1 protein-coding gene is annotated in these 24,861 nt (G+C 73.4%); it reads right to left on the bottom strand.

The window, feature by feature from the left end; genetic code table 11:
- A partial coding sequence (locus CM1CMNOD_RS23470) for a non-ribosomal peptide synthase/polyketide synthase (RefSeq protein WP_207387446.1) occupies positions 1-24,399 on the bottom strand: 24,399 nt, incomplete at its 3' end.
- Between the last annotated feature and the right edge of the window lie 462 nt (positions 24,400-24,861).

Raw genomic sequence — 24,861 nt, 5'->3', positions numbered from 1 at the left:
CAACCCAGTTGTCCCCAGACCGGCCGTCCCCACTTCGGGCTGGTCCGCTTCGTTCGTTCCCGGGGCGGTCGCCGGGGGAAGCGCCGGGGGATCGGTGACCACGTAGGCCACCAGCTGTCGGACGCCCGGACGGCCCTCGCGGACGGTGACCACCACCTGGCTAACGCCGGGCAGTCCGGCGATCGTCGTCTCGATCTCGGCGAGCTCGACCCGGAAGCCCCGGATCTTGACCTGGTCGTCGGAGCGTCCGCCGTACTCGATCTGGCCGTCCGCGTTCCAACGGGCGAGGTCACCGGTCCGGTACATCCGGGCGCCCGCCGGCTCGAAGGGGTTCGCGACGAACCGCTCCGCGGTGAGCGCGGCCCGTCCCAGGTAGCCACGGGCCAGGCCGGCCCCGGCCAGGTACAGCTCACCGGTGACCCCGGGCGGGACCGGTCGCAGGTACGCGTCCAGCACGTACGCCCAGGTGTTGGCCACCGGACGGCCGACCACAGGACGGTCACTGTCAGCAACCCGGGCGACGAGCGCGTCCACGGTGGACTCGGTCGGGCCGTACAGGTTGAAGCTCTCGGTGCCGGTCAGCGCGCGCAGTCGGTTCCACAGCGGCTCCGGGACGGCCTCGCCGCCGAACCCCACCACCGCGAGCGGGCAGCGGTCTCCCGTGACCAGCCCGACGTCGACCATCTGGGCGAGCAGCGACGGTGTCACCTCGATGAAGTCGATGCCCTCCGTTGCGATCATCTGGGCCAGCAGTTCCGGGTCCCGGCGGGCCTCATCCGACGCCACGTGCAGGGCGTGGCCGTCGAGCAGCCACAGCTGCGGCTGCCAGGACGCGTCGAACGAGAACGACCAGGCGTGCGCCACCCGCAGCCGCTCCCGGCCGGTCGCCGCCACCGCCGGCGCGTACAGGGTCTCGCGGTGGCTGTGGAAAAGGTTCACCACACCCTGATGGGGCACGACGACCCCCTTGGGCCGTCCGGTCGAACCGGAGGTGTAGATCACATAGGCCGGGTGCGCCGGCAGCAGGGGCAGCGCCCGGTCGTCGTCGGTGGGGTTCCCGCCGTCGGCGGCGGCGAGGCGGGCGACGGTGGCCGGATCGTCGAGCAGCAGCGTCGCGACGCCGGTGACCGGCAGGCTCGCGGCGATCTGACATGTCGTCACGAGCAGGTGCGGGGCGGCGTCGGCCACGATGTCCGCGAGCCGGTCCGCGGGGTTGTCCAGATCCACCGGCAGGTAGGCGCCGCCGGCCTTGTGCACAGCCAGGATCGCCTGGACGTACCCGGCCGACCGCGGCAGCGCCAGCGCCACCGTCCGCTCCGGTGCCACCCCGTGCTCGACGAGCAGCCGGGCCAGCCGGTTCGCCCGGTCGTTGAGCTCGGCGAACGTCCACCGGGTGGTACCGGAGACGACGGCGACGGCGTCCGGAGCGCGTTCGGCCTGCGCCTCGAACAGCGCCGGCACGGTCGTGGGCGGCACCGCCAGCGGCGTGCCGTTCCACTCCACCAGCATCCGGTGCCTCTCCCGCGGCGAGAGGACGTCCAGCCGGGCGGCCGGCTGGTCGATGTCGGTGGCCATCGCCTCGAGCAGGCCCACCATGGCGGTGACGATCCGCTCCGCGGCGTCCTGGTCGAACAGGTCACCGCGGTACTCCGCGGTCAGGCTCAGCCGTTCGCCGGGCTCGACCGCCCAGGCGAACGGGTAGTGCGTGGCGTCCTGGTGCCCCACCGCCGCGGTGCGCAGCCCGTCCTCCTCACCGAGCTCCGGGCCGTCGGCGACGGGGTAGCTCTCGAACACGATCAGCGTGTCGAACAGTTCCCCGAGCCCCGCGGCCCGCTGGATGTCGGCCAGCCCCAGGTGCTGGTGGGCGATCAGCCCGGCCTGGGCGTCCTGGAGGCGTTCGAGCAGGCCGGCCACGGTGTCGCCGGGCCGCGACCGGACCCGGACCGGGACCGTGTTGATGAACAGCCCGATCATGGACTCGACGCCGGCGAGCTCCGGCGGGCGGCCGGAGACGGTGGCGCCGAAGACGACGTCGTCCCGCCCGGTCAACCGGGACAGCAGAATGCCCCAGGCGCCCTGCACCAGGGTGTTGAGCGTGAGGCCACGCTGGCGGGCCACCGCCGTCAGGGCCACGGTCAGCTCTGTGGACAGCTCCACCGTGCGCAGGTCCGGCACCAGCGGCGGCCGATCCGGGTCGGCCGGCACCAGCAGGGTCGGCTCGGCGAGGCCGTCGAGCGAGCGCGCCCACTCGGCCCGCGCCGCCCGCTGGTCCTGCCGGGCGAGCCAGCCCAGATAGTCACGGTAGGGGACGGCCGGGGCGAGGCCGGCCGCGTCACCGCCCCGCCGGTAGATCTCGGACAGCTCGGCCATCAGCAGGGGCACCGACCAGCCGTCCATCACCAGGTGCTGGTGGGAGATGGCCAGCCGGTGTTGCTGGTCGCCGAAACGCACCAGCAGCAGCCGCAGCAGCGGCGCGGCGGCCGGATCGAAACGGCGCCGCTCCTGGGCCAGGTACCGCTCCCACGCGGTGTGCCGGCCCGCCTCGTCCAACACCGAGACGTCGACCTGCCGCCAGGGCAGCGTCACGTTCCGGGCGACCAGTGCGACCGGGCGTCCCGAGGCGAGGTAGCGAAAGCCGGCCCGCAGGTTCGCGTGCCGCTCCAGCAGCGCCTGCGCGGACCGCCGCAGCCTGGCCGGGTCCAGCGGGCCGTCCAGCTGGAAGGACACCTGGACGGTGTAGACGTCCAGTTCCCCCGCGTCGGGGCCGACGCCGGGATCGCCCGCACCGGGATCGCCGTCGGAAACGGCGGCCGGCCGGCCGGCGACCGGGTTCAGCTCATCGGCCGCGGCCGGATCGGTGTCGGCGTCCGGGTCGGTGTCCGGGTCGAACGAGGCGTGGAAGAGCAGGCCCGCCTGTAGCGGTGACAGCGGGAGGATCTCCGCCGGCTGGGGACGCAGCCCGGCGAGCTCCGCCGCCTCGGCCGCGTCGAGCGCCAGCGGGGGCGCGCCGGTGTCGGCGTGCTCCGCGAGGGCCGCTGGATCCACGGCGTCGGGCAGGATCCCGGCGGCCGACGCGAGCGCCGCCACCGTCCGGTAGCGGAACACGTCCCGTGGGCTGATCGCCAGCCCCGCCGTGCGGGCCCGGCCGACCACCTGCATCGCGAGGATGCTGTCGCCACCGAGGGTGAAGAAGTCGTCGTCGACACCGACGCGCGCCAGGCCCAGCGCCCCGGCGACGAGCTCGGCCAGCAGCGCCTCGCGCGGGCTGGCCGGCGCGGAGTCGGAGACCAGCCCGGCGAAGTCCGGGGCCGGCAGCGCGGCCCGGTCGAGCTTGCCGTTGGGGGTGACCGGCAGCGCGTCGAGCACGACAAAGGCCGCCGGAACCATGTGCTCGGGCAACGCCTCGACCGCCCGGGCCCGCACGGCGTCAACGTCCACACCGCCCGCGCCGGCACCGTGCGCGTCGGCGCTGGCCGGGTGCGCAGCAGCCACGCCGCCCGGTGCATCCGTTGCGTTCGGTACCAGGTAGGCCACCAGGTGGCGTTGCCGGAGGTCGTCCTCGCGGACGACGACCACCGCGCGGGCGACCCTCGGGGCCTGGGACAGCACCGACTCGATCTCGCCGAGCTCGACCCGGAAACCTCTGATCTTCACCTGGTCGTCGACCCGGCCGAGGAAGGCGAGCTCACCGTCGTCGGTCCACCGGACCAGGTCGCCGGTGCGGTACAGCCGGCTGCTCGCCGCCCCGAACGGGTTGGCGACGAACCGCTGCGCGGTCAGGCCCGGCCGGCCCAGATAGCCGCGTCCGAGCTGGACGCCGGCGAGGTAGAGCTCTCCGGGGACGCCCGGCGGCACCGGGCGCATGGCGGCGTCGAGCGCGTACACCTGGGTGTTCCACACCGGACGGCCGATCGGCACCGAACCGGGTGGTAGCGGGCCGGTTGGCAGCGGTCCGGTGAAGCGGGTGGACGTGACGTCGACGGAGGCCTCGGTCGGCCCGTACAGGTTGTCCAGCCGGACGTCCAGGACGCGACGCAGACGGGTGGCCAGCTCCACGGGCAGCGCCTCGCCGCTGCACAGCACCCGCCGCAGGCCGGTGCACCCGGCAGCCGCCGGCTCGGCGAGGAACGCCTCCAGCATGGACGGCACGAAGTGCACGATCGTCACCCGCTGCGATTTGATCACTTCCGTCAGGTACAGCGGATCGCGGTGTCCCTCGGGGCGGGCCATGACCAGCGTCGCGCCGACGGTCAGCGGCCAGAAGAACTCCCAGACCGACACGTCGAAACTGGCCGGGGTCTTCTGCAGCACCCGGTCGTCGGCGGTCAGCCGGTACTCGTCCTGCATCCACAACAGCCGGTTGACGATGCCCGCGTGCGGGACGACGACTCCCTTGGGCTGTCCGGTCGAACCGGAGGTGTAGATCACATACGCCGCCGACCGGGGATCGATCGCGCCACGCCCCGGCAGGCCGTCCGGACCGTCCGACTCACCCCGCTCCAGGCCGCCGATGCCGAGCCCACCGGCATCGAGCCTGTCCACACCGGCGCCGTTCACAGGGAGACCGTTCACAACCGAGTCACCCACAGCGAGGCCGTCCACAACGGAGCCGTCCACAGTGGGACCGTCCACAGCCGAACTGTTCGCGGCGGAACCGTTCACAGCCAGGCCGGCGGCGGAGCCGTTCACGGCCGCTATGACGGCGGGATCGTCGAGTTCCAGGACGGGCACGGCCGTCTCCGGCAGGGCGGAGCGGACCGCCGACGTGGTCACCAGGCAGGTCGAGTGGGCGTCGGCGAGCATGAACGCGATCCGGTCGGCCGGGTAGTCCGGGTCGACCGGCAGGTAGGCGGCGCCCGTCCGATGTATCGCGAGCAGGGTGACGACGAGTTCCGCCGAGCGCGACACCGCCAGCGCGACGATCCGCTCCGGCCCGGCACCCCGCTGGGCCAGCACCCGCGCCAGCCGCCGCGCCCGCGCGTCCAGCTCCGCGTAGGTCAGCTCCGTGCGGGACGGCCGAGCGTGGGGTGACTGCCCGTCGGACGGCCCCCCGTGGGGCGGCTGCCCGTCGGACGACTGCCTGCAGGGTGCCTGCGCACCGTCCGCCTGCGCACCGTCCGCCTGCGCACCGGACAGTTGTGTGTCGGACGACTGTGAGCCGGACAGCGGTATGTCGTCACAGATCAGCGCGATCGCGTTCGGAGTACGCGCGGCCTGCGCACGGACCAGATCCAGCAGGGTTGTCGACTCGTCGACCGGGTGGGCGGTGTCGTTCCAGTCCCGCAGGACCCGATCCCGCTCGAGCGGGGTGAACACGTCCAGCAGGCCGATCGGCTCGTCGGCACCAGCCGCCACCTGGCCGAGCAGCGCGGTGAGCCGGGCCCCGATCCGCTCGACGGTGGCGCGGTCGAACAGGTCGGCGCTGTACTCGATCCCGCCGACGATCCCGTCGCCGTCCGCCGGCTCGACAAAGGCGAAGGACAGGTCGAACTTGGCCGTGTGCTGGCCGAGCGGCTCCGGCCGGGATGGCAGGCCCAACAGCGCCGGCCCGTCCCCGGCACCGGCCAGATAGACGATCATGATCTGGAAGAGCGGATGGCGCGAGAGCGACCGGGCCGGGTTGACCGCATCCACCACCCGCTCGAACGGCACGTCCTGGTGGTCGAAGGCGGCCAGGTCGGTCTCGCGCACCCGGGCCAGCAGCTCGCGGAAGGTGGGATCGCCCGACGTGTCGGTCCGTAGCACCAGCGTGTTGAGGAAGAAGCCCACCAGGTCGTCGAGCGCCTCGTCACCGCGGCCGGCGGCCGGGGTGCCCAGCGGGATGTCGCTCCCTGCCCCGAGGCGGGTGAGCAGCGCCGCGACCGCGGCCTGCAACACCATGAACATGGTGACGTCGCACGACCGGGCGAGCTCGCGCAGACCGCGCGAGAGCTCCGCGTCCAGCGCGAAGTCGACCACTCCCCCGCGGGAGGTCGGCTCGGCCGGACGCGGCCGGTCCAGCGGCAGCGTCAGCTCGCTCGGCGCGCCGGCGAGCGCCTGCCGCCAGAAGGCGAGCTGGCGGGCCAGCAGGCTGTCCAGGTCGGTGGCGTCGCCGAGGACAGCACGCTGCCACAGCGCGTAGTCGGCGTACTGCACCGGTAGCGGAGCCCACGCCGGTGGCGACCCGGCCAGCCGGGCCCGGTAGGCGGCGGTCAGGTCGTCGACGAAGGGCCGCTCCGACCATTCGTCGACGGCGATGTGATGCACCAGGAACAGCAGGACGTGCTCTTCCGGCGCCAGCTCGAAGACCCACACCCGCATCGGCGGTTCCTGCTCGAGCGCGAAGCCGTAGCTCACCGCGGCGGACAGGCGCGCCGCCAGCTCGGCCTCCCCGACCCGTTCGACGTCGATCCGGACTCCGGTGTCGCGCGGCTCCAGCACCTGCTGGTACGCCCGGCCGTCGCGCTGCGGGAAGATCGTCCGCAGGGTTTCGTGCCGCTCCGCCAGGTCGCCTATGGCCGCCCGCAGCGCGGCCATGTCAAGGTGCCCGAAAAGCCGCCAGAGCAGCGGAATGTTGTAGGTGGGGCTCGGCCCGTCAACCTGGTAGAGGACCCACAGCCGCTGCTGGGCGAATGACAACGGCAGCCGTTCAGGTCGCGCGGGAGGCGCCACCCGTTCCAGCGCCGGCCCGGCCGCGCCGGTGTGCTCCAATCGCCTGACGAGCCCCGCCACGGTCGGTGCCTCGAAGACGGTACGCAGCGAAAGCCGCACCCCCAGGGCTGTGCCGATCCGCGCCACCAGACGGGCCGCCAGCAGCGAGTGGCCACCAAGAGCGAAGAAGTTGTCGTCGGTCCCGACCCGTTCCAGGCCGAGAACATCCGCGAACAGCCCGCAGAGCAGATGCTCGCGCGCGGTACGCGGCGAGGCCCCCGACATCCGCGTGGACGGGTCCGGAGCCGGCAGGGCGCGGCGGTCCAGCTTGCCGTTCGGGGTGACCGGCAGCGAGTCGAGCACAAGCAGTGCCGCCGGGACCAGATACTCGGGCAACGTCGCGGCCAGCCGGGCTCGCAGCGCCGCGGTATCCACGTCCTGCCCGGGAGCGGCCACCACATACCCGACCAGCCGCTGGTCACCGGGGCGGTCCTCGCGGACGGCGACCGCCGCCTGCGCCACCGTGCCGTCGGCGAGCAGCGCGGAGGAGATCTCGCCCAGCTCGATGCGGACCCCCCGCAGTTTCACCTGGTCGTCCACCCGGCCGAGGAACTCCAGCTCACCGCTGGGCGTCCAGCGGACGAGGTCGCCGGTGCGGTACATCCGCTCACCCGGGCCGCCGTACGGGTCCGCGACGAACCGCTCCGCGGTCTGCGCGGACCGTCCCAGGTACCCGTGGGCGATCTGCACGCCCGCGAGGTACAGCTCACCGGGGACTCCGGCGGGTACCGGACGCAGGGCGGAGTCGAGCACCGACACACGGGTGTTCCACACCGGCCGGCCGATCGGTACCGACCCCGGACCAGTTCCGGCTCCGTCCGTCATCCCGCCAGCGGCGCCGGGCCCAGCCCGGAACCAGGTCACGTCCACCGATGCCTCTGTCGGCCCGTACAGGTTGTCCAGCCGCGCATGCGGCAGGACCCGGTGGAACCGGTGAGCGAGGTCGGCCGGCAGCGCCTCCCCGCTACAGATCGCCCGACGCAGCCCGGTGCAGCCGGCCGCCGCCGGCTCCGCCAGGAATTCCGCCAACATCGACGGCACGAAGTGCACGGTCGTGATCCGCTCGCGGTCGATCAGCGCTGCCAGGTAGCCGGGGTCCCGATGCCCGTCGGGCGCCGCCACCACCAGCGTCGCCCCGGCGAGCAGTGGCCAGAAGAACTCCCACACCGACACGTCAAAACTCGAGGGGGTCTTCTGCAGGACCCGATCACCCGCGTCGAGCCGGTATTCGTGCTGCATCCAGCACAGCCGGTTGACGATGCCGGCATGCGAGACCATGACGCCTTTCGGTCGTCCGGTCGAACCCGAGGTGTAGATCACGTAAGCCGGCAGGTCGCCGCCGGCGGGCTGCGGAACCTCCTCGGCGTCAAACCGCGTGCCCGGCTGGGCGTCGACCTGTGCGCGGAACTCGGCCGAGTCCACCACTGACAGCGGCACCTCGGTGACCGGCAGGCGTGCGGTGGCCGCGGACGTGGTCAGCACCCTCACGGGAGCGGCGTCGGCCATCATGAACGCGAGCCGGTCAGCCGGGTAGTCGGTGTCCAACGGCAGGTAGGCCGCTCCGGCCTTGTGTACGGCGTAGAGCGCGACGACGAGCTTCGCCGACCGCGGGATGGCCACCCCCACCATCGAGCCGGGCCCGATCCCGTGTGCGGTGAGCAGCCTGGCCCACCGGTTCGCCAGAACGTCCAGCTCCGCATAACGCAGTGTCATGTTCTCGGTGACCAGCGCGACCGTGTCAGGGCTGCGGTCCACCTGCTCCTCGAACAGGCGCGGCAGCGTCCGGGCCGGCACCACGTGGGTGGCACCGGTCCCGTCGGCCAGGAGCCGGCGGCGTTCGTCCGGATCAAGAATGTCGATCGCGGCGAGCGGCCGGTCCGGGTCGGCGGCGACCTGCTCAAGGAGCCGGATCATCCGTCGGGCCAGATGTTCCGCGGCGGTGTGGGCGAGACGGTCGGTCGCGTACTCCAACAGGAGGCTGATCCGGCCTGCCGCGGCGCTTTCCCCAACCCGCTCCACGAGGGTGAAGTGCAGGTCGAACTTCGCGGTCACGACTTCGGTGGGGTACCAGTCCACCGCCTGCCCGAACAGGGTGCCGCTGTCGTCGCTACGACGGTGGTAACCGGTCATCACCTGGAACAGCGGGTTCCGGCCAGCGGTCCGGGGCGGGTTCAACGCCGCGACCACCTGCTCGAACGGGATGTCCTGGTGGTCGAAGGCGGCAAGATCGGTCTGACGGGTCCTGGCCAGCAGCTCGGTGAAGGCCGGGTCACCGGACAGGTCGGAACGCAGGACGAGGGTGTTGACGAAGAAGCCAACCAGGTCATCCAGTGCCTCGTCGGTACGGCCGGCGACTGGAACGCCGAGCGGGATGTCCTCACCCGCTCCCAGCCGGTGCAGCAAGGCCGCGACGGCGGCATGGGCCAGCATCGACATGCTCGTACCGGTCCGCGTACACAGGGCACGCAGCGCCTGCGCCGTCATATCGGGCACCTCGAACCGCACCCGGGCACCGACGCCGTCACGGGCCGCAGGCCGCGGCCGGTCCAGCGGCAGCGGGATCTCCTCGGGCAGGTCGCGCAGCGCGTCCGCCCAGAAGGTCAGTTGCCGGGCGGCCATGCTGTCCGAATCCGCCGGATCACCCAGGAAGCGCTGTTGCCACAGCGTGTAGTCGGCATACTGCACCGGCAGCGGCGCCCATCCGGGCGTCGAACCATTTCGGCGGGCGGTGTAGGCGGCGTCCAGGTCACGTAGGAACGGGCGGTCGGACCACTCGTCCGTGGCGACGTGGTGCAGGACGACCGCCAGCACGTGGTCGGCTACGCCGAGCCGGAACACCGCCAGCCGCAGCGGCGGATCGGTACGCAGGTCGAACGGCCTGGCCGCGGCCTCGGCCACGCGCTCGGCCAGCTCATCCGACGCGCATTCGACGACCATGACCTCCGGCCGGGCGGAGCCGATGTCGAGGATCCGCTGGAACCCGGCGCCCTGATGTTCCTCGACGACGGTGCGCAGGGACTCGTGCCGATCCATCACGTCCACGGCGGCGGCGCGCAGCGCGTCCAGGTCGAGATCACCACGGAGCCGGAACACCATCGGGTAGTTGTAGGCGGTGGCGGTATGCCTCGCGGATCGCCCGCCGCGCTCGCGGTCAACGGGAATCCCTCCCGCCACGAGCCGATCGACCAGCCAGAGCCGCTGTTGAGCCGGCGAGAGCGGGATCCGCCGCGGACGGGGTATGGGCACCACCGCCGGCCGCGGCGGCCGCCCGTCACCGATCCGTACGGCGAGCAGCGCCGGGGTGGGCGCCTCGAACAGATCGCGGATGGCCAGCTCGGCGCCGAACTCGGCCCGCGCCTGGCTGATCAGACGGATGGCGAGCAGGGAATGGCCGCCGAGATCGAAGAAGCTGTCGGTGACCCCGACCTCGGACAGCCCCAGGACCTGCGTGAACAGGGCACACAGACGCTCCTCCTCGGCGGAGGACGGGGCCCGGCCGGGAGCCTGGACGGCGCTGGGCTCGGCGTCCGGCAGGGCCGCGAGATCCAGCTTGCCGTTGATGGTCCGGGGCAGCGCGTCCAGGGTGAGGATCCCCGCCGGGACCATGTAGTCCGGTAGCTGCGCGCGCAGGTGGTCGCGCAGCCGGGCGATCAGCGCGCCGTTGCCGCGCGCGGCGGTCGGGTCGTTGGCGTAGGCGGCCAGCGACACCCCCGACGCATCCGATGTCCTCGCTGTCTCCGCTGTCTCCGCTGTCTCCGCTGCTCTCGATGCCGCTGGTGACACCGGTGTTCCCGATGCCTGGACGGCTGTGTCGGTCGGACGGTAGACGTCGACGGCGGCCCGGCCGGCGAGTTGGTCGGCAGCGACGAACACGGCGTCGAAGCACCCGTGGGCGACCGCGGATCCGTCCTGCCCGTCCCACGGCGCGGCGTCCGGCACAGCGCCGTTCCACGGCGCCGCATCCGGCACAGTGCCGGACTGGGACACGGCGTCAGGCGCCGCGCCGGACCAGGTGGTGAGGACGGTGTAGCCGAGCTGGTCACCCAGGTCGTGCAGCACCTCCGGTTCCACCCCGGCACCGGTCGTGGCAAGCAGCGCCTGGATGTCGGTCACCGTGTGCCCGCCGTCCGGTTGTCCGGACGCGCCCCGCGGGCGCTCGACGACGCTGTCCGGTTGTCCGTCAGCGCTGTTCAGCGTGGACGTCTGATCCACCAGCGCGCGCACGGCCGCGAGCTCGCCCGCGAGGCGCGCGTTCGGGATGCCGCTGACCCGCAGCCTGTCCGGACGGCGATCCCGCAGATGTGCGCGCAGTCCGGCCAGGGCCCCGGCAACCGCGTCCGCTGCCACGCCGTCCACAGCGCCGGCATCCACAGCGCTGGTGTCCACAGGTCCGGTGTCCACAGGTCCGGTGGTGTCGACGGTCGAGATCCAGTTCTGCCAGGGCAGGGTCGGCGCGTCCGCGAGGGAGAGGGTGGACGCCGGGGACCGGTGGATCACCGCGTCGTACCGGTGGCGGGTGAGCTCGTTGTGATGGTGGCCACGCTTGACGCGCACGGTCACCGTGATGCCCGGGATCGCCCGCGGCAGCGCGGCGAAGTAGTCCGGGTCGACGAGCAGTTCCTTGTCGAGGGTGACGCCACGCTCGATGGCGTGGCGCAGCCGTGCCGGCTCGGTCCGCTCGTCCGTGCGGGTCACCGCGACCGCGGTGTGGAAGGCACGGGCCAGCCGCAGGTTGCGCACGTCACCGACGAACAGCGCCCCACCGGGGACGAGCAGGCCCACCGCCGCCGCCAGCACGCCGGTGAGGTGGTCCACGCTCGGGAAGTACTGCACCACCGAGTTGACGACGACGGTGTCGAAGAAGCCGGCCGGCAGCCCGTCGAACACGTGCGCCGGCTGCGCGCGCAGCTCGACGCGGCCGGCCAGGGCGGGATGGGCCGCCACGTCGGCCCGCAGCTTGTCGATGACGGGCGCGGCGATGTCGGTACCCCAGTAGGCCTCGGAGTCCGGCGCGAGCCGGGACAGCAGCAGCCCGCTGCCGACCCCGATCTCCAGCACCTGCCTGGGCCGCAGCTCGCGGATGCGGCTGACGGTGGCCTCCCGCCACTCGCGCATGTGCGCCAGCGGGATGGGCTGGCCGTCGTAGCTGCTGTCCCAGCCGGCGAAGTCCTCCCGGAAGACAGCGGTGTCGATCTCGGTGTACTCGGCGTCGTAGATCTGCTGCCATTCGCCGATCTGCTCGCGTTCGGCCTGGTCACGGGCGTCCCCGGTCAACTCGGCGGGCACGACGTAGCCGACCAGCCGGGTCAGGCCGGGCACGGCCGGGTCCGTGCGGACGGCCACGGCGGCCTGGGCGACCTGTGGATGACGGGTCAGCGCGGCGGAGATCTCACCGAGCTCGACCCGGTAGCCACGGACCTTCACCTGGTCGTCGGTGCGGCCGAGGAAGTCCAGGTTGCCGTCGGGCCGGCGGCGGGCGAGGTCGCCGGTGCGGTACATCCGCGACCCGGGCGGGCCGAACAGGTCGGCGACGAACCGCCCGGCGGTCAGCCCGGGACGGTCGAGGTAGCCGCGGGCCAGGCCCGCGCCGCTGATGTGCAGTTCGCCGACGGCGCCGTCGGGCACCGGCCGCAGCCAACCGTCCAGCAGGTACACGCTGGTGTCACGGATCGGCCGTCCGACGGTTGGGGTGTCACTGTCGGTAGTTCCTCCGCCGAGAGTGTTGATGGTGTAATCAGTCGGCCCGTACAAGTTGTAACCATACGTACCCTCCGTGTCGCGCAGGCGTGACCAGACCACGTCGGAGACCGCTTCGCCGCCCAGCAGCACCAGCACCGGCCGGTGCCCCCCGGTCGGAGCGCCCCGCCCCGGCTCCGCCGGGCCCGCCAGGTCCGCCGTGCTGGCCGTGCTCGGCGCCTGCTCCGGATCGCCGGGGCCGTCCAGCAGCCCGTGCTCGAACAGCAGCCCGGCGTAGGTCGGCGTCACGTTGACCACGTCGACGCGGTGCGTGTCGCAGTAGGCCACCAGAGCCTGGGCGTCGCGGCGCAGCTCCTCGTCGCAGACGTGCACCTCGTGCCCTTCGACGAGCCAGAGCAACTCCTCCCAGGACATGTCGAACGCGAAGGAGACGGTGTGCGCGATCCGCAGCCGCCGCCCGCCGGCGGAGGCGACCGCCGGCCCGAAAATGGCCTCCCTGTGGTTGAGCTGCATGTTCGTCAGCCCCCGGTACGGGGTGACGACGCCCTTGGGACGGCCGGTGGAGCCGGAGGTGTAGATGATGTAGGCGGGGTGGTCCAGCCGGTGCGGCCGGCCGGGAGCGAACCCGGGCCGCTCGTCGTCGGCCAGGCCGTCACCGGGCAGCGCGGCGAGCCGTTCGGCCACCGCCGGGTCGTCGAGCAGGACGCGGGTGGGTGTCGTGCCCACCTCGTCGCGCCCGCGCCCAGCCGTGTCCGTCCCGCCTGCGCCCGCGCTGGTCCCGTCCGCGCCGGTTCCGGCCGCGTCCGCCGTGGCCGCGTCGGGGGTAACCAACAGTGGCTCGACCGTGGACGTGGTGAGCACGCACATCGAGGCCGCGTCGGTGATCATGAACGCCAGCCGGTCGGCCGGGTAGTCCAGGTCCAGCGGCAGGTAGGCCGCGCCCGTCCGCAGCACCGCGAACAGCGCCACGACCATGTCGATCGAACGCGGCAGGGCCAGCGCCACGACCCGTTCAGGCCCGGCGCCCTCGGCGAGCAGCAGGCGGGCCATCCGGTTGACCCGGGTGTCGAGCTCGGCATAGGTCAGACGCTGCTCACCGAAGACGAGCGCTACTTCCCGCGGTGTGCGTGCCGCCTGCGCGCCGAGCATGTCGGCGACCGTGTCGTCGGGCACCGGCACATCACCGGACGGCAACGACTCGCCGGCCCGCGGCGGCTCGTCGGGCGACAGCGTGCCGGGCAGCGGACGCCCGTCCGCCGTCGGGCTTTCGGCCAGGAGCCGAAGCTCCCGCGGGGGGATCAGCTGGAGGCCGCCGGCTCTGGTGCCCGGGTCGCCGGTCAGGCTGTCGAGCGCGGTGGTGTAGCGGGCCAGCAGGGCACCCGCGAACGCGGAGTCGATGACGTCCGGCCGGTAGTGCAGGGTGATCCGCAGCCGCTGGCCCGGGAAGATGACCAGGGTCAACGGGTAGTGGGTGGAGTCGACGTAGCCGGCGTCGTGGACACCGAGCCGTTCGCGCAGCCGGGCGGAGTCGCCGCCCGTCCCGCCGCCGAAGTTCTGCAGCACGTACAGGGTGTCGAACAGCTGGCTGTGGCCGCTGCCGCGCTGCATGTCGGCCAGGCCCAGGTACTCGTGGGGCATCAGCGCGGTGCGCTCGGCGGAGAACCGGCGCAGCAGGTCACCGACCAGCTCCGACGGGTCGAGCGCGACCCGCACCGGCACGGTGTTGAGGAACAGCCCGATCACGCTCTCGACGTCCGGGATGTCCGCCGGCCGGCCCGCGACCGTGGTACCGAAGACCACGTCGTCCCGGCCCACCGCGTTCGACAGCACCAGCGCCCAGGCCACGCTAAGCAACGTGTTGACGGGCACCGCGTGCCGACGGGCCTGCGCCCGCAGCAGCTCGCTCAGCTCGGCGGGCAGCTCGACGGCGTGCCGGTCCGGCAACGCCGGGGTGGGGCTCTGGCCGGCCGGGCCGAGCAGCGTCGGCTCGGCGAGGCCGGCGAGCGCGTCCCGCCAGGACCGGCTGGCCAGCTCGACGTCCTGCTCGGCGAGCCAGCGCAGGTAGTCCCGGTAGGAGCCCGGCCGGGGCAGCCCCCGGTCGTCGCCGGCCTGCTCGTACAGGGTGAACAGCTCGTCGACGAGCACCTGCCCGGACCAGCCGTCCCACAGCAGCACATGGTGGGTGATCGCGAGCCGGTCGCGCCCGCCGCCCAGGCGCAGCAGCAACAGCCGGAACAGCGGCGGGTCGGCCAGGTCGAACCGCCGGGTGCGGTCGTCCGTCATCAGTTCGGTGATCCGCGCGTCCCGTTCGGACGCGTCCAACCCGCTCAGGTCGACCTCGGTCAGCCGGGCCGCCCGGTCCGCGCAGATGAACTGCACCGGGCGGCTGAGCCCGTCGCTGGTGAAACCCGCCCGCAGGCTGGGGTTGCGGGCCAGCAACGTGGCCGCAGCCAGGCGCAGCCGGTCGACCTCGACCCGGTGGTCGAGGTCGAAGGCGACCTGCGCGGTGTAGACGTCCAGCTCACCCATGTCGTAGCTGGCGTGGAAGTACAGCCCCTCCTGCAACGGCGACAGCGGCCAGATGTCGCCGACCGGTCCCGGGGCGATCCGCTCGACAACGTCGATCTCGGTCTGAGTGAGCGCGATCACGGTCAGATCGGACGGGGTCAGGCCGCCGGCGCCGCCGACGCCGCCGACGCCGCTGTCGCTGCCGCCGGTTCCGGTGCCGGTTCCGGTGCCGACGACGGCCGCGGTCAGCTCCCGCAGCGCGTCCGCCCATGCCTCGGCGAGCTCGCGGACGTCGTGTTCGGACAGCCCGCCTGCGGTCCAGGCCCAGGTCGCGGTCAGCCGTGGCCCGTGCGGCGTCTCCTGGCAGATCGCGTCGATCTGCAACAGGTACGGCAGGGCGTGGTCGGCGTCGAAGGCGACGGCGAGCGCGTCGGAGTCCGCGGCGGGCAGCCAGTCCTGCCCCTGGCCCCGCTGCCCGGCCGGGAAGCGACCGAAGTAGTTGAACAGCACCTGGGGCACGGCGGCCCGCGCGAACAAGGGCCCGACCTGGGGATTGAGATAGCGCAGCAGCCCGTGGCCGAGACCGCCGTCGGCGCTGGCCCGCAGCCGCTCCTTGACCTCCTTGAGCGTGGCGACCGCCTCCGACGGCCGCGAGCCCGCACGGGCGCGCCGCGTCGCCGCCTCGCTCTGCCGCCGTCCCCGTTCCTCGGACGATGACCGTGCGGGTTCAGCGTCCGCGTCCACAGCCGGCAGGCGCACGGGCGTGACGCTGGTGAACCAGCCGACCGTGCGGGAGAGGTCCAGGCCGGGCGCGATCTCCTCCCGGCCGTGCCGCTCCAGGTTGACGAGCAGGTCGGCGGAGCCGTCCCGGCCGCCCCGGGCATGCCAGCGGGTGACCGCCAGCCGCAGCGCGGCTAGCAGCACATCGGTGACGTCACCGTTGACCGCGGCCGGCACCGACGTCAGCAGCGGCACGGTGTCGTCGACGTCCAGGCCGACGACGTGCCGGGAGGCAGCACCGACCGTCCCGAACGGGCCGCCGGCACCGGGCAGCAGCTCCCCGCCGGGCCGCAGCGTCTCGCCCCAGTGCGCGAGCTCGGCCAGGCGAGCCGGGGACTGCGCCTGTTCGGTGAGCACGCGCGCGAACGTGCGCAGCGACGTCGCGACCGGTTCGAGGACGGGACGCCGCCCGGCCGCCACCGCCTCCCACGCGGCAGCAAGATCGTTGAAGAGGATGCGCCAGGACACGCCGTCGATCCCCAGGTGGTGGACGGCGAGCAGCAGCTGGCCGGGCTGCCCCGGGCCGGCGTCGAACCAGACCGCCTGTACTACCGTCCCGGCTTCGGGATCGAGCCGTCCGACGGCCGCGTCGGACTCCGCGGCGATGGCCGCGTCGGACTCCGCGGCGATGGCCGCGCGCAGCCGGGCGGCGTCGAAGCCGGCCACGTCGACGCGGTGGAGCAGGTCCGCGGCGGTCACCGCGGTGGCCAGCAGCGTCTCCAGCGACCACAGCGCCGGCGGCGCCCAGCCGCCCGGTTGTAGGCCGCCGGCCAAACGGCCGCCGCTGTGCTGCTGGCCGGTAGTCGGCAGGCCGCCGAGAGAGGTCAGTCGCAGCCGCAGCGCGTCATGGCGTTCGATCACGGCGGCGAGCACCGCGGTAATCGTCTCCGTGGTTGCCGCCGCCGGGGTGTCGACCAGCATCGAGAGGTTGAACCGCCGGATCGGGCCGCCGGCCTCCCGCAACCGATGCATGATCGGCAGCAGCGGCACGTCACCGACGCCGTCGGGATCTCCGATCGCCGCGGCCACGGCCCGCTCGTCCGGCTCGCCGCCGTCCGCCGGCCCGGCACCGGCATCCACGTTCGCGTTCGCGTTCGCGTTCGACGGCCCGACGAACGCCGCCAGCGCGGCCGGGGTCCGATGGGCGAAGACGTCCCGGGCGCTGATCTCCATGCCCTCGCGGCGGGCCCGGCTGGCCACCGCGATCGACAGGATGCTGTCGCCGCCGAGCGCGAAGATCTCGCAGAGCGCGCGCTCCCGATCGTCGCGCGGGCCGCGCACCGGTGCCCGGTGGACGGCGGGCGCCGGCAGCGCGTCCCGGTCGATCTTGCCGTTGGGGGTCAGCGGCAGTTCGTCGAGCACCACGAACGCGTCGGGCACCATCGGCGCCGGCAGCGCGGCGGCCACCGACGCCCGCAGCGCGTCCAGGTCGAGTGACGCCCGCGGCGCGTCCTGATCGAGTCCACGGCCACGGCCACGGCCGGAGCCGGAGCCGGCGTCGAGGCCGGGGCTGGGCGAGCCGGTGGGGCGGGCCGGCCCGCCCAGCCGGCCGGGGGCTGGTAGGACAGCTGGTACGATATAGGCAACGAGCCGGGCGGCGCCCGGGCCGTCCTGGCGGACGACCACCGCAGCCCGCCCGACGCCGGGCTCGGCGGCGAGCCGGGCCTCGATCTCCGCGAGCTCCACCCGGTTGCCGCGGATCTTGACCTGGCGGTCGGAGCGACCCACGTAGACGAGCGCGCCGTCGGCCCGCCGGACGATGAGGTCACCGGTGCGGTACATCCGCGACCCGGGCGGGCCGAACGGGTCGGCGGCGAACCGCTCGGCGGTGAGACACGGGCGATCATGGTAACCGTGGGCGAGCTGCGCCCCGGCGACGTAGAGCTCGCCCGGCACCCCGACGTCGACCGGCTCGAGCCCGGCGTCCAGCACGTACAGGCGGGTGCCCGGCACCGGCCGTCCGATCGGCACCGCGGGCCCGCCGACGAGCACCGCCGCAGCACTCGCCCGTGCGGCAGCGGACGCCGCCGCGGTGTCTGCCCGCGTGGCAGGTGCCGCCGCGGTGCCTGCTGGGACGGCGGCAGGTGCCGCCGCGGTGCCCGTCTGGGTGGCGCCGAACTCCCAGCGGGTGACCAGCACGGTCGTCTCGGTCGGCCCGTAGACGTTCGACACCGGCACGCCGGTCAGCTCGTACCACCGGGTGGCCAGGTCGGTGGTCAGCACCTCCCCGCCGGTGATGACCCGGCGCAGGCCGCCGACCCCGCGCCGGTCGCCGGTCATCTCGGCGTACTCCAGGTACGCCGCCAGCGTCGAGGCCACGAACGCGAGCGTGGTGACCCGCTGGTCATGGACGAGCTCGGCGAGGTAGCGCGGGTCGCGATGGCCGTCCGGACGCGGCAGCACCACGGCGGCACCGGAGCACAACGGCCAGAAGATCTCCATGACGGAGGGGTCGAAGCTCGTGGAGGTCTGCTGGAGCATCCGGTCGTCCCCGCCGAGGGCGAACGCGCTCTGCAGGGACGCGACCAGGCCGAGGACGGCGCCGTGGCTGACCACGACGCCCTTGGGCCGCCCGGTCGACCCGGACGTGTAGATCAGATAGGCGGGATGGTCCGCTCCCGGCGCGGCCGGGCCGGCGTTCCCGGGCCCTCGGACGTCAGCTTCCGGGGGCTTCGCCGCCAGCGTCTCGGCCGTCGCCAACGCCTCCGCCAGCGCCAGCGCCTCGGCCGTCCCCAGGGCGGCGGCTGAATCCTTGGTTGTAACCGGATCCCCGGCTGTGGCCGGATCCCCGGCCGTGGCCGAAGCCGGATCCGCGTCCAGGATCTCGATTGTCGGCTCGCCGGTGCCGCCGATGCCGCCAGTGCCGCCAGTGCCGCCAGTGCCGCCAGGGCTGAGGACGACCCAGCGCAGGCCGTCGACCGGGGCGAGCCGGTCGCGCAGCCGCGCCTGGCGGTCCGCGGTCGTCACCACGACCCGCACACCCGAATCGGCGACCATGAACGTCGCCCGTTCCGCGGGATAGTCCACGTCGACGGGCAGATAGGCCGCGCCGGTCTTCAGCACACCGAGGATGGCGACCACCAACTCCACCGACCGGGCGGCCGCGACGGCGACGACCCCCTCGGGGCCCGCGCCCAGCGTCCGCAGCCGCGCCGCCAGCACCGTCGCGCGCCGGTCGAGCTCGGCGTAGGAGAGCGCGTCCCCCTCGAACACGAGCGCGGTCGCCTCGGGGGTACGGGCTACGTTCGCCGCGAACGCGTCCACCAGCGTCGGGTACGGCCGGGCATGCTCCTCCCCGGTCAGCGTGTCCCCGGCCGGGGTGTCCACAGGGAACGCGTCCACAGCAGGCGCGTCTCCCGGGGCCTGTGGAGAACGAAGCCTCCACACCTTGCCGGCGTCCACAGCAGGCGCGTCCCCGGCGGGCGTGCCCCCGGCCAGTGCCTCGACGGCGCGGGCCCGGATGTCGGAGGCCACCGCCGCGGCCCGGCCCACCGGCAGCTCGGGATCGTCGACCAGGGTGCGCAGCACCTGGCCGAACCGCCGCGCAATCCGGTCGACGGTCGCGTCGTCGAGCCGGGCCGCGTCGTACTTGAACTGGACGTCCAGCCGCCGGCCCGGGGTCACCAGAACGGCCAGCGGAAAGTGCCCGACACCGAAATCGGCGACGTCGGTGACCCGCAGGCTGCCCGTCGGGTCGGTGGCGTCCGCGTCCATCGGGTAGTTCTGCAGCACGACGACGGTGTCGAACAGGTCGCCGAGCCCGGCCAGCCGCTGGATCTCCCCGAGGCCGAGATGCTGGTGGTCGAGCAGGTCGGACTGCTCGGCCTGCAGCCGGGCCAGTGCCTGCGCGAGCGGCTGGTCCGCGCGCCAGCGCATCCGCACCGGCAGGGTGTTGATGAACAGGCCGACCATCGCGTCCATCCCGGCGACGTCGGCGCCCCGGCCGGAGACGGTGGTGCCGAAGACCACGTCCGTGCGGCGGCACAGCCGGCCGAGGACCAGGCCCCAGGCGCCCTGCACGACCGTCGCGAGGGTCAGGCCGTTGTCGCGGGCCCGCGCGAGCAGCGCCGCGGTGACGTCCTCGGGGAGCTCCAGGCCGCGCCGGCCGGCCCGGAACCGGGCGGGCGGCTGGTCGTCGGCGATCAGTCGGGTCGGTTCGCCGAGGCCCACGAGGGCTTCCCGCCAGGCCTGCCTGGTCTGCGTCCGCTCGAGGCCGGACAGCCAGCGCAGGTACTGGCGGTAACGGGTGACGGCGGGCAGCCGTGCCGCCCGCTCCGACACCCCGGTGATGGCGTCCCGGCCGCGGTGCGGGTCGTAGAGCGCGAGCAGGTCACGCAGCATGACCGGGACGGACCAGCCGTCGGCCACGATGTGATGATGGGTGATCAGTAGCCGGTGGCGCCCGTCGCCGAGATGCAGCAGCGTGGCGCGTACCAACGGCGGCCGGGCGAGGTCGAAGCGATGGGCGAACTCGGCCGCGGCCACCGCCCGCGCCCGCTCGGCGCGGTCCGCCGCGGCCACCTGTGACAGGTCGACGACCTGCCAGGGCAGGCTCAGCCCGGCGGCGATCACCTGCACGACCTGCCCGTCGGGCCGCTGGTGGAAGGACGCGCGCAGCGGGGCGTGCCGGTCCAGCAGGCCCTGGGCCGCCGCGTGCAGGGCATCCGCGTCGACGTCGCCGGCGAACTCGGCCACCACCTGCACGATGTAGACGTCCGGATCGGCGTCTTCGGGGTCGCCGGTCCGGTCCCCCGGCACGCTCCCGTCCACCAGCACGGCCGCGTCCACGGACGCTCTGCCCACAGGTGCGGCGTCCACAGGTGCGGCACCCACGGACGCTCTGCCCACAGGCGTGGTGTCCACAGACGCGGTCCAGCCCACTGGCAAGGTCTCGTCCACAGGCAAGGCCCGGTCCACAGCCGAGGTCTCGTCGAGCAGCGTGTGGAAGAAGAAGCCCTGCTGCAACGGTAACAGTGGGAGGACGTCGGCCAGGCCCGGGACGTCGGCCGCCAACCCATCGACGTCGTCCTGCGTCAGCTCGACCAGCGGGAAGTCCGACGGTGTCCAGCCGCCGGCCCCCGGTGTGGCGGCGTGGGCGACCAGCGCGCCGAGCGCGGCGAACCAGCGCTCGGCGAGCGCGCGCACCGCCGCGTCGTCCAGCAGCGCCCGCGGCCAGGCCCAGGTGACGCCGAGCCGCGGCCCGTCGGCGTGGTCCTCGGTGAAGGCGTTGATCTCCAGCGGGTACGGGGCGACCGGCATCGCCGCGTCGTAGCCTCCGGCGAGCACACCGAACCCGGGCACGGCCGTCCAGGGCACATCTGTGGCGCCGTCGGTCTGGAAACGGCCGAGATAGTTGAAGCTGATCTGCGGCCCGGGCAGGTCCCGCAGCGCCCCGGCCGTCTCGGGGTTGAGGTAGCGCAGCAGGCCGAACCCGACGCCGTGGTCGGGCAGAGCGTGCACCTGCTCCTTGACCCGCTTGAGCGCCCGGCCGAGGCCGTCGCCGGCGACGTCGGCGAGCAGGTCGTCGAGCACGGCCGGCCCGGGGTCGAGCCGGACGGGGAAGATGCTGGTGAACCAGCCCAGCGTTCGGGAGAGATCGACGCCCTCGACGATCTCCTCCTCCCGCCCGTGCCCCTCGAGCGCGATCAGCACCGACTGGGCGTCCTCGACGCCGTGGTCCCGCCGCCACTGGCGCACCGCCAGCGCCAACGCGGTCAGCAGCACGTCGTTGACCCCGGCGTGGAACGCCGCCGGCACGCTGGTCAGCAGCGCGAGCGTGTGTTCCACGGGAAACCTCAGGGTCAGCCGCTCGACGCTGGCCAGGTCGCCGACGGGGTTCAAGGGCCGCGCGGTGAGCGCGGGGTCGGGGCCGGTGAGGATGTCGGTCCACAGTGGCAGCTCGGCGACCCGCCCGGGCCGGCGCGCCTCGTCCACAAGCAGGTGCGCCCAGCGGCGGAACGACGTCCCGGCAGCCTCCAGGTCCTTCGGGCCGGGGGTGCGGCCGGCGGCCACGGCCTCCCAGGCGGCGGCCAGGTCCGGCAGCAGGATCCGCCACGACACCCCGTCGACGACCGCGTGGTGCACCGCGAGCAGCAACGACCCCGGACGGCTCTCTCCCGCGTCGAACCACACCGCCTGCGCCATCACCCCGTCGGTGGGGGCGAGCCGCGCGCACGCGTCACCGGCCGCGGCTTCGATGATCTCCCGTAGCCGGTCACCGGACGCCTCGCCCACGGCCACCCGGCGCAGCCACTCGCCGGCCCGCACCGAGCCCACGGGCGCCACCCGCAGCGTTCCGTCGGCACCGGGCCCGGCCCGCAGCAGCCTGGAACGCAGCAGGTCGTGCCGGTCGGCCAGCGCCTGCAGCACGGTGGCGATCCGCTCCCCGTCCGCCCCGGCCGGCAGGGTGACCAGCATCCACTGGCTGAAGCCGTCGATCGGGCCGCCGCACTCGTCCAGCCAGCTGACGATGGGCGTGAACGGCACCTCGCCCACGCCCGCGCCCAGCGCCTCCACGGCCACGTTCTCGGCGTCGGTGGCCACCGACGCGAGCTCCGCGACCGTCCGGTGGGTGAAGACCTGCCGTGGTGTGATGACAAGGCCGCCGCGGCGGGCCCGGACCACCAGTTGGATCGAGACGATGCTGTCGCCGCCGAGGGCGAAGAAGTCGTCGTCGACGCCGACCTCCTGCAGGCCGAGCACCTCGGCGTACAGGGCGCACAGCAGTTCCTCGCGCGCGCTGCCCGGGCGCCGTCCGGAGACCGGTACTGGGCTGTCCGGGACCGGCAGGGCCCGGCGGTCCAGCTTCCCGCTCGGCAGCACCGGCAGGCGCTCGAGCGGCACGAACGCGGTCGGCACCATGTGGTCGGGCAGCCACTGCCGCGCGTGCGACCGCAGGGACCTCACCAGCGTGGCCACGTCCCACGAACGCGCCGGCCGGTCGTCGGACGGAGCCAGCGGCGCCGGCACGGACAGCGCTGGCTCCGACGACTCCGACGACTCCGACGACTCCGACGACTCCGACGACTCCGACGACTCCGACGACTCCGACGACTCCGACGCGGCGGCCACCGGCACGGAGGGGACGACGTACACCGCGAGCCTGGGGACGCCCGGGATGTCCTCCCGCACGACGACGGCCACCTGCGCGACGGACGCGTGCCTGGCCAGCACCGACTCGATCTCGCCGAGCTCGATCCGGTAGCCGCGGATCTTCACCTGGTCGTCGGCGCGTCCGACGAAGTCCAGCCGGCCGTCCGGGCGCCAGCGCACCAGGTCACCGGTGCGGTAGAGGCGTTCACCCGCGGCGGAGAACGGGTCGGCGACAAACCGCTGCGCGGTCAGGTCCGGCCGGCCAAGGTAGCCGCGGGCCAGCCCCGAGCCGCCAAGGTAGAGCTCGCCGACGACCCCGGGCGCGACCGGGCCGAGGCGGGCGTCGAGCACGTACGCGCGGGTGCCCGGGTCGGGCCGCCCGATCGGCACGGTGGATCCCGACGGGCCGTCGGGATCGCACTCACCGAGGGTGGAGTTCACCGTCGCCTCGGTCGGGCCGTAGGCGTTGAACATCCGCCGGCCCCGGCCGTAGCGCCTGACCAGCTCCGGCGAGACCCGCTCGGTGCCGGCTAGCAGGGTCGCGCCGGGCGGGAGCGCCGCGTCCGCCGGCAGCGCCGCCAGCAGCGCCGGCGGCAGGATCATGAAGGTGACCTCGTGCTCGCGCGCGTAGTCCGCGAGCGGCGCGCCCGGCACCCGCAGCTCGGCCGGGACGACGACCAGCCGCCCGCCCGAGAGCAGACCCAGGCACAGGTCCCAGAAGGCGACGTCGAAGCTGGGCGAGGCGAACTGCAGGACCCGGCTGTGCGGGCCGACACCGAGCCGGTCACGCTGGGTGGCGACCAGTTTGGCGACGCCGGAGTGGGAGAGCACCACTCCCTTGGGCCGGCCGGTCGAGCCGGAGGTGTAGATCACGTACGCGGTGTTGAGGACGTGCAGCGGCCCGTGCCGGTCGGCGTCGGTGGGATCCGCCGCGGACGCGCCTGCCACGGCCGCGGCGGTCGCCGGGTCGTCGAGCACCAGCCGTGACATGCCCGGGGCGTCGGGGACCAGGGGCTCCAGCGACGCGGTGGTGACGAGGCAGACGGGCCCGGCGTCGCCGAGCATGTAGGCGACGCGTTCGGCCGGGTAGTCGGTGTCCAGCGGCAGGTAGGCACCGCCGGCCTTGAGCACCGCGAGCTCGGCCACGATCATCTCCACCGACCGGGGAAGCGCCAGCGCGACCACCCGCTCGGGGCCGACGCCACGCGCGATCAGCGCATGGGCCAGGCGGTTCGCCCGCGCGTTGAGCTCCGCGTAGGTCAGCCTCGTGCCGGTGGATGTGCCGGTGGATGTGCCGGTACCGGCACCGGTGTCAGTACCGCTGTCCGCACCGGTGGACGTGTCGATGCCGGTGGGGGCGGCCGTGCCGAACACCAGGGCCATGGCGGTGGGGTCGCGGCGCACCTGCGTCTCGAACATCTCGGGCAGCGTCCCCGGCGGAACCGGGCACGCGGTGTCGTTCCACTCGACGAGGATCCGCCGCCGCTCCCGCGGCGACAGTTCGCCTCGCGGCCCGCCCCCCGGCGCGCCCTGCGGATCGCCCCCTGCCAGCGCCCCGGAGACCGGTTGGCCGGCGTCCCCGTACCCACCATCGGCGGTCCGCACGTCGGTCACCACTTCGTTACCGGACACCGATAACCACGCCTCCACAGCAGTTCCGACAGCACCGGCTGTCCGACAGCGATGACTGTCGGACAGAATCGATCGCCGATCGTGAGCTTCCGAGCACGCGATCGGCATTCCTGGCATGCGGCCAGAAGCCCTGACGGAGACAGGACCGCCAGAGCCCGCCTTTCCGATCTCCAATTTCTGATCTTTGCTGGCACTCGCGCCCGGGATGCGGGCCCCGCTCAGGCCGCAACCCGGGGCACACGAGAGCAGATATTAAAGTAATCATTACCTAAAGAGAAGTCTGGCCAATTTTCCTGACTCGGAGCAAAACAGTCGCATATACCAACTTTTGACCTTGTCGGTCACCATCGGTCCCTATCGGTCGCCATCAGTCGATCAGCAGGGCCGTTGGGCGGCCAGCCCGCCACACCCGGCTCCCGGTTTCCCGGGGTGCCGCCGGATCGGCTCCGCCGCGGACCGACG

This window comes from Protofrankia symbiont of Coriaria myrtifolia (genome assembly GCF_900634755.1).
GTDB lineage: Bacteria > Actinomycetota > Actinomycetes > Frankiales > Frankiaceae > Protofrankia > Protofrankia coriariae.
This window is presented reverse-complemented; position numbering and strand designations above follow the sequence as displayed.